The following is a 6,982-nucleotide window of genomic DNA, read 5'->3' on the forward strand; positions in this document are numbered from 1 at the left end:
TCCGTGGAAGGCAGCAGCCTGGTCGGTGATGGCCAGGCCGTCGCCCAGCCGCTGCGCCGCGCGGCCCAGCACCGTGGTTTGCCGCTGCGTCTGCCATTGGGTGACCTGGACGAACAGATCGTCGCCACCGCCCCGAATCTTGAAAGCCCTGACGCCACACCGCTGCGCGCCGCGTCCGAGCGTTATGGGGCCGATGCCTTGCTGGCGGTGCATGCTCGCGAAGATGGCGGCCAATGGTCGGCCAAATGGCGCCTGTGGCTGGGGGATAAAAGCGAGCAGGGCACCGCCACCGGCACTGATACTGCCGCATTGGCTGACGCCGTGCTGCTGGCCGTCAGCGAACGCCTGGTACCACGCTTTGCGGTCAAGGCCGGCGCTGCCACCAGTGATCAGTTGCTGGAAGTGCAGGGCATGAATCTCGAGCATTACGCCGCCCTCGGCCATCTGCTGGAACCGTTCGGTGCCCAGCCAGTGCGCGTGGACGGCACTCGCATCGTTTATCGGGTGAATGGCAGCGCCGAGCAGCTGCGCACCCAGTTGAGCCTGGCCAAGTTGCAGGAAATCCCGGCAGGTGAAGCTCCGGCTCCGCAGCCGGTGGTAGAAGGCGCGCAACCGGCACCGGTCGAGCCGACGCCGCAGCTACGTTTTCATTGGTAAGTGTTCTTCCTTCTTATATAGAAGCAGGAAGCAAATAACAGAGGGAGTGGTTTATGGCGGATACGCGTCGTTGGGTGTGGCTTGGCGGGATTGTCCTGCTGTGCGTTTTTGTGTTCCTGCTGCATTCGATCCTGACGCCGTTCCTGGTCGCGTTACTGCTGGCCTACCTGTTCGATCCGGTGGTGGATCGCCTGGAAAAGATCGGCCTGTCACGTACCTGGGGCGTGGTGGCGGTGTTTGCGTTGTTCACCTTGATCATCACGGCGCTGGTCCTGGTGCTGGTGCCGATGTTGGCCAAGCAGTTGTTCAAGCTCTATGAGCTGGCGCCGCAGATGCTCGACTGGCTGCAACACACGGCCATGCCGTGGGCGCAGGCCAAGCTGGGGTTGGCAGACGGCTTCTGGAAGTTCGACAAGGTCAAGGCGGCCATCAGCGAGCACATGGGCCAGACCACCGACATTGTCGGCGTGGTGCTGAGCCAGGCGACGGCGTCGAGCCTGGCGCTGATTGGCTGGCTGACCAACCTGGTGCTGATCCCGGTCGTGGCGTTCTACCTGCTGCGGGACTGGGACATCATGATGGCCAAGATCCGCGGCCTGCTGCCGCGCGACCGTGAGGAGCGCATTGTCTCCCTGGCCGAGGAGTGTCATGAGGTGCTCGGCGCCTTCGTCCGTGGCCAGTTGCTGGTGATGCTGGCGCTGGGGATCATCTACGCGGCGGGGTTGATGGCGATCGGCCTGGAACTGGGGCTGTTGATCGGCCTGATCGCCGGCCTGGCAGCCATCGTGCCTTATATGGGCTTCGTGATTGGTATCGGTGCGGCGCTGGTGGCCGGGTTGTTCCAGTTCCACGGCGACCTGTACCCGATGCTCGGGATTGTCGCGGTGTTCATGGTCGGCCAGGCCCTGGAAGGCATGGTGCTGACGCCACTGCTGGTAGGCGACCGGATCGGCCTGCACCCGGTGGCGGTGATCTTTGCGATCCTGGCGGGCGGCGAGCTGTTCGGCTTTACCGGCATCCTGCTGGCGCTGCCGGTGGCGGCGGTGATCATGGTGCTGGTGCGCCATGTGCACGACTTGTACAAGGACTCGGACATGTACGCCGGAACCGACGAACCGGAGTTATAACCGCAGCATCACAAACCCGGCTCAAGGCCGGGTTTGTCATTTATCGGCTCTGGCGTTTCGCCATTGCGTCAAACATTCCTCACCAAATCCAACAAGTTAACGCAAACCTTTGATTTTGCTTGTGGTCTGCTGCATTGTGCGCCCGGCGTCACGGGTATAAACTTTGCAAACTTTACACAGAGGTCACTAACGGTTCGATTGGAACCGTTCAGTCAGCATGAAACCGATTCAGCTGCCCCTAGGTGTGCGTCTGCGTGACGACGCCACCTTTATCAATTACTACCCAGGCGCCAATGCCGCTGCACTCGGCTATGTCGAGCGGCTCTGCGAAGCCGACGCCGGGTGGACCGAAAGCTTGATCTACCTCTGGGGCAAGCACGGCGTGGGGCGTACCCACTTGTTACAGGCCGCTTGCCTGCGCTTCGAACAGATGGGTGAACCGGCGGTGTACCTGCCGCTGGCGGAGCTGCTGGACCGCGGTATCGAGATCCTCGACAACCTCGAACAATACGAACTGGTCTGCCTGGACGATTTGCAGGCAGTGGCGGGGCGGGCAGATTGGGAAGAGGCACTGTTCCATCTGTTCAACCGCTTGCGTGACAGCGGCCGGCGCTTGTTGATTGCCGCCTCCACCTCGCCACGTGAGCTGCCGGTGAAGCTGGCGGACTTGAAGTCGCGGCTGACCCTGGCGCTGATTTTCCAGATGCGCCCGTTGTCCGACGAAGACAAACTGCGGGCCCTGCAACTGCGTGCTTCGCGCCGCGGGTTGCACCTGACCGATGAAGTCGGGCATTTTATTCTCACTCGCGGTACACGCAGCATGAGCGCATTGTTCGACTTGCTCGAACAGCTCGACCAGGCTTCCTTGCAAGCCCAACGCAAGCTGACTATTCCCTTCCTCAAAGAAACCCTGGGCTGGTAGCCAGCCCTTTAAAACCGGGGCTTTCGGCAAATTACAGGCGCCAGAAAACCTGCGTTTGGGCCGTTTTGGCCACGCAAATGGCTGGCATAGGGTGTTAAGGGCTTAGATGTCATAGTCCAAACAAGAAGTCACATAGATCACGATTGAATTTGCAAATCGATGTGATAGAAGGCATAGTCTCGGCTTCTTTACACATCAGCCACGGTCGTGCCCATGCTAAATCGCTTCGCACCCCTCGTGCCTCTCGCACTCGTTACCCTGTTGTTTGGTTGCGCCACCCACACTCAAAACGTGGCTGAGCAGCAAAAACCAGTACAGCAGTCCCAGGCAAAATTCGTTGCGTCGCAGTCTTCCACTGTTTATCAGGAAGAGATCGCAACTGAAAAAGAACTCGCCGACTTCGCCGGCGCCAAGCCTTACCAGCTTCCCGTTCTGGCCGACAGCATTCTCGAACGCGGCATGTCCCTGATCGGTACCCGTTACCGTTTCGGCGGTACCTCTGAAGCCGGTTTCGACTGCAGCGGTTTCATCGGCTACCTGTTCCGCGAGGAAGCCGGCATGAACCTGCCGCGTTCCACCCGCGAAATGATCAACGTGGATGCACCGTTGGTCGCGCGGAACAACCTCAAGCCCGGTGATCTGCTTTTCTTTAGTACGGCTGGCCGTGGTCGTGTCAGCCACGCCGGTATCTACCTGGGCGACAACCAGTTTATCCACTCCAGCAGCCGCCGCAGCGGTGGTGTGCGAGTCGACAACCTGGGTGACAGCTACTGGAGCAAAACCTTCATCGAAGCCAAGCGCGCCCTGGCGATGGCCCCGACTACCGTTACCGCCAGCAAGTAAAGTTAAAGTGATACTTGAAGTTTGACGTGTAAGCGCTAGAATCCCTGGACATTGTTGTAAATTGATCGCGCGAGCTTTGCTTGCGCGTTCTGTTTTTCAACGTTCGGCAGCGAAAGCCGCATCCAGATCAGGATTGTTCTGCCCATGTCGACCTCGGCCCGCCTAATTCTTCTCGTTTGCGCCGCGCTGCTCAGCGCCTGCGCAAGCCGTCCACCGCCTGCTCCCGTGGCCGTCAAGCCCAAGCCGGTGTTCAACACCTATGCCACCCAAAGTTTCTCGCCTGCGGCCGAAGACGTGCTTTTTCGTGCACTGGGCCTGGTCGGCACGCCTTATCGTTGGGGCGGCAACACGCCGGACTCGGGGTTTGATTGCAGTGGCTTGATCGGTTTCGTCTACCGTGACGCGGCGGGCATCTCCTTGCCACGTACCACCCGCGAGCTGATCGTGATGCGCGCCCAGGACGTGAGCGAAAACAACCTGCAGACCGGTGACCTGATCTTCTTCGCCACGGGTGGCGGCTCGCAGGTCAGCCACGCCGGGATCTACGTGGGAGAAGGGCGCTTTGTGCATGCGCCGCAAACCGGCGGTACGGTGAAGCTGGACACGCTGTCCAAGGCTTATTGGCAGAATGCCTACCTGAGCGCCAAGCGCGTGTTGCCGGCCGAGCACTTGGCAAGAAACCCCTAGGAAAACACGAAACCAAATGTGGGAGCGGGCTTGCTCGCGAATGCGGTGGATCAGTCGACAACAAGCTGACTGACACACTGCATTCGCGAGCAAGCCCGCTCCCACATTTGTTTTGCGGTGTTTGCGAAGCTGGCTATTTAGCCGCCGACACTCGCCACACCTTGTTCCCCACGTCATCCGCCACCAGCAAATCCCCCTGCTTGTCGATCACCACGCCGACCGGGCGGCCCATGGCTTTCTCATCGCTATTGAGGAACCCGGTCAGCACATCCACCGGCTGGCCTTTGGGTTTGCCGCCTTCAAACGGCACGAAGATCACCTTGTAGCCACTGTGGGGCTTGCGGTTCCAAGAACCATGCTGGCCGATAAACGCGCCATTGCTGAATTGTGCCGGTAGCTTGCTGCCCTCGGCAAAGGTCAGTCCCAGGGAGGCTGTGTGCGGGCCCACCGCGTAGTCCGGGGCAATCGCCTTGGCTACCAGTTCCGGGTTCTGCGGACTCACCCGCACATCCACGTGCTGCCCGTAATAACTGAAGGGCCAGCCATAGAACGCGCCATCCTTGACCGAGGTGATGTAGTCCGGCACCAGGTCGCTGCCGATTTCATCGCGCTCATTGACCGCCGTCCACAGCTTGCCGCTTTGCGGTTCCCAGGCCATGCCGTTGGGGTTGCGCAGGCCGGAGGCGAAGATGCGGTGCTGGCCGGTGGCGCGGTCCACTTCCCAGATCGCGGCGCGGCCTTGTTCGGCTTCCAGGCCGTTTTCCGCGACGTTGCTGTTGGAGCCCACGCTGACGTACAACTTGCTGCCGTCCTGGCTCGCGACCACGTTCTTGGTCCAGTGATGGTTGATGCTGCCGCCCGGCAAGTCGGTCACCGTGGTTCCGGCTTCCTTGATCGAGGTTTCGCCTGGCTGATAGGGGAAGCGCAGCAGCTTGTCCGAATCGGCCACATACAGGTCGCTGCCCACCAGTGTCATGCCGAACGGCGAGTTCAGGTTCTCCAGGAACACCGTGCGGGTTTCGGCTATGCCGTCGTGGTCGGCGTCCCGCAGCAGGGTGATGCGGTTGGGGCTCGGCACGGCGGCCCCGGCGCGGCCCATGACTTTCTCCATCACCCAGCCACGAATACCCTTGGAATCGTCCGGCTTGGGTGGCGCATTGGTTTCTGCCACCAGCACATCGCCATTGGGCAGCACATACAGCCAGCGCGGATGGTCCAGGCCTTCGGCAAACGCCGCTACTTGAGTGCCTGCCGCTGCCGTTGGCTTGGTGCCTTCGGGCCAGCCGATGGCCGGGGCGATATTCACCGTGGGGATCAGGGTTTTATTCGGTTCCGGCAGTTTGGGCGAGGGCCCGGTGCCGTCGGACACTTGCAGGGTAGAGCTTTCGCCGCAGGCGGCGAGGGTGCCGGCGAGCATGATCAGTAGGGCAAGTCGGGTCTTGTGCATGGTTTTCTCCTTAATACCTGTAGCGGTAGAGGCGCGCAGCGGCCCGATGGTTCACGCGCATGTCCGGCTTTAATTGACGCTCCACCCCCAACCCACTAACCTTCGCGGCTTGTTTCAGGTGCTCTGTGGCGTACGCGCCGACTGAGTGAAACAGGGAAGCCGGTGAGTGAGCGCATTTTTCTACAGTGCTGCCACGATCCCGGCGCTGCCCCCGCAACGGTAAATGAGTCAAGACGGTGCCTTAAGCCACTGTATCGCCCGCGATATGGGAAGGCGCACCTTCGGCATCCAATGCCACTCATGAGCCCGGAGACCGGCCTGATCCATCCAACAGCATCACGGTGGGCGATGCTTGGCTGTCTGTATGTGTCTTTTTCCTGCCCGCCGTTTTTGTCCAGCCCCAACGGAGAGCTGCCATGACTGAATCCCCCGATCGTGACGAACGCCACCTGGCGCGCATGCTGCGCAAAAAAGCCGTGATTGACGAGCGCATTGCCAATTCACCGAACGAGTGCGGGTTGCTGCTGGTGCTTACCGGCAATGGCAAAGGCAAGAGCAGCTCGGCCTTTGGCATGCTCGCCCGGGCCATGGGCCACGGCATGCAGTGTGGCGTGGTGCAGTTCATCAAGGGCCGCAACAGCACTGGCGAAGAACTGTTCTTCCGCCGTTTCCCCGAGCAGGTGCGCTTCCACGTGATGGGCGAAGGTTTTACCTGGGAAACCCAGGACCGCGCCCGCGACATCGTGGCCGCCGAAGCCGCCTGGGCGGTCTCCCGGGAAATGCTGCAGAACCCGGCCATCGGCCTGGTGGTGCTGGATGAACTGAACATTGCCCTCAAGCACGGCTACCTCGACCTGGACCAGGTACTCAGCGACCTGCAGGCCCGCCCTCCGATGCAACACGTGCTGGTCACCGGCCGTGGCGCGAAACCCGAATTGATCGAAATGGCCGACACCGTAACTGAAATGGGCATGCTCAAGCATGCGTTCCAGGCGGGTATCAAGGCGCAGAAAGGCATCGAACTTTGAATCAGCCCCGTCACTGTCCTGCTGTGCTGATCGCCGCACCGGCGTCCGGCCAGGGCAAAACCACCGTCACCGCCGCGCTCGCCCGTTTGCACCGCAACCTGGGGCGCAAGGTGCGAGTGTTCAAATGCGGCCCGGACTTTCTCGACCCGATGATCCACGAGCGCGCCAGTGGTGCGCCGGTCTATCAATTGGACATGTGGATGGTCGGCGAGCAGGAAAGTCGCCGATTGCTGTGGGAAGCGGCGGGGGAAGCCGACCTGATCCTGATCGA

Annotated in this window: 7 protein-coding genes, 1 pseudogene and 1 riboswitch; of the genes and pseudogenes, 7 read left to right on the top strand and 1 reads right to left on the bottom strand. The window is 61.1% G+C overall.

Translation table 11 applies throughout. The features are described from left to right. The 5 genes from HX846_RS31850 to HX846_RS31870 all read left to right on the top strand — a co-directional run. Positions 1 to 657: DUF2066 domain-containing protein (locus HX846_RS31850; RefSeq protein WP_178966931.1), on the top strand; the 657-nt coding region annotated here is incomplete at its 5' end. Between the two features lie 53 nt (positions 658 to 710). Further along, positions 711 to 1,784 (top strand): AI-2E family transporter, encoded by a 1,074-nt coding sequence (locus tag HX846_RS31855; protein WP_003210746.1) that lies wholly within the window; start codon positions 711 to 713, stop codon positions 1,782 to 1,784. A 217-nt stretch (positions 1,785 to 2,001) separates the two neighbouring features. Continuing rightward, complete coding sequence (gene hda / locus HX846_RS31860) at positions 2,002 to 2,706, top strand: DnaA regulatory inactivator Hda (protein WP_003210747.1); 705 nt, start codon at positions 2,002 to 2,004, stop codon at positions 2,704 to 2,706. 213 nt (positions 2,707 to 2,919) lie between these two features. Then, positions 2,920 to 3,549, top strand: coding sequence for a C40 family peptidase (locus HX846_RS31865; RefSeq protein ID WP_003210748.1), 630 nt, complete (start codon positions 2,920 to 2,922; stop codon positions 3,547 to 3,549). Between the two features lie 144 nt (positions 3,550 to 3,693). Further along, positions 3,694 to 4,236 carry a C40 family peptidase gene (locus tag HX846_RS31870; RefSeq protein ID WP_003210749.1) on the top strand — a complete coding sequence of 181 codons (543 nt, stop codon included), beginning with the start codon at positions 3,694 to 3,696 and terminating at the stop codon, positions 4,234 to 4,236. Between the two features lie 133 nt (positions 4,237 to 4,369). Here the strand turns inward: HX846_RS31870 and HX846_RS31875 are convergent, their stop codons facing one another. Further along, positions 4,370 to 5,683: a sorbosone dehydrogenase family protein gene (locus HX846_RS31875; RefSeq protein ID WP_102368344.1), complete on the bottom strand. Its 1,314-nt coding sequence runs from the start codon at positions 5,681 to 5,683 to the stop codon at positions 4,370 to 4,372. Positions 5,684 to 5,782: 99 nt separating this feature from the next. Continuing rightward, positions 5,783 to 6,020, top strand: a riboswitch (cobalamin riboswitch). A 79-nt stretch (positions 6,021 to 6,099) separates the two neighbouring features. Between HX846_RS31875 and cobO the strand changes: the two genes are divergently transcribed. Beyond that, positions 6,100 to 6,711 carry a cob(I)yrinic acid a,c-diamide adenosyltransferase gene (cobO, locus tag HX846_RS31880; protein ID WP_003210751.1) on the top strand — a complete coding sequence of 204 codons (612 nt, stop codon included), beginning with the start codon at positions 6,100 to 6,102 and terminating at the stop codon, positions 6,709 to 6,711. After that, positions 6,708 to 6,982: pseudogene (locus HX846_RS31885) on the top strand (cobyrinate a,c-diamide synthase); the annotation flags it as partial. The gene cobO and the pseudogene HX846_RS31885, both read left to right, overlap by 4 nt.

The organism is Pseudomonas sp. K5002 (genome assembly GCF_013386655.1).
Classification (GTDB): Bacteria; Pseudomonadota; Gammaproteobacteria; order Pseudomonadales; family Pseudomonadaceae; genus Aquipseudomonas.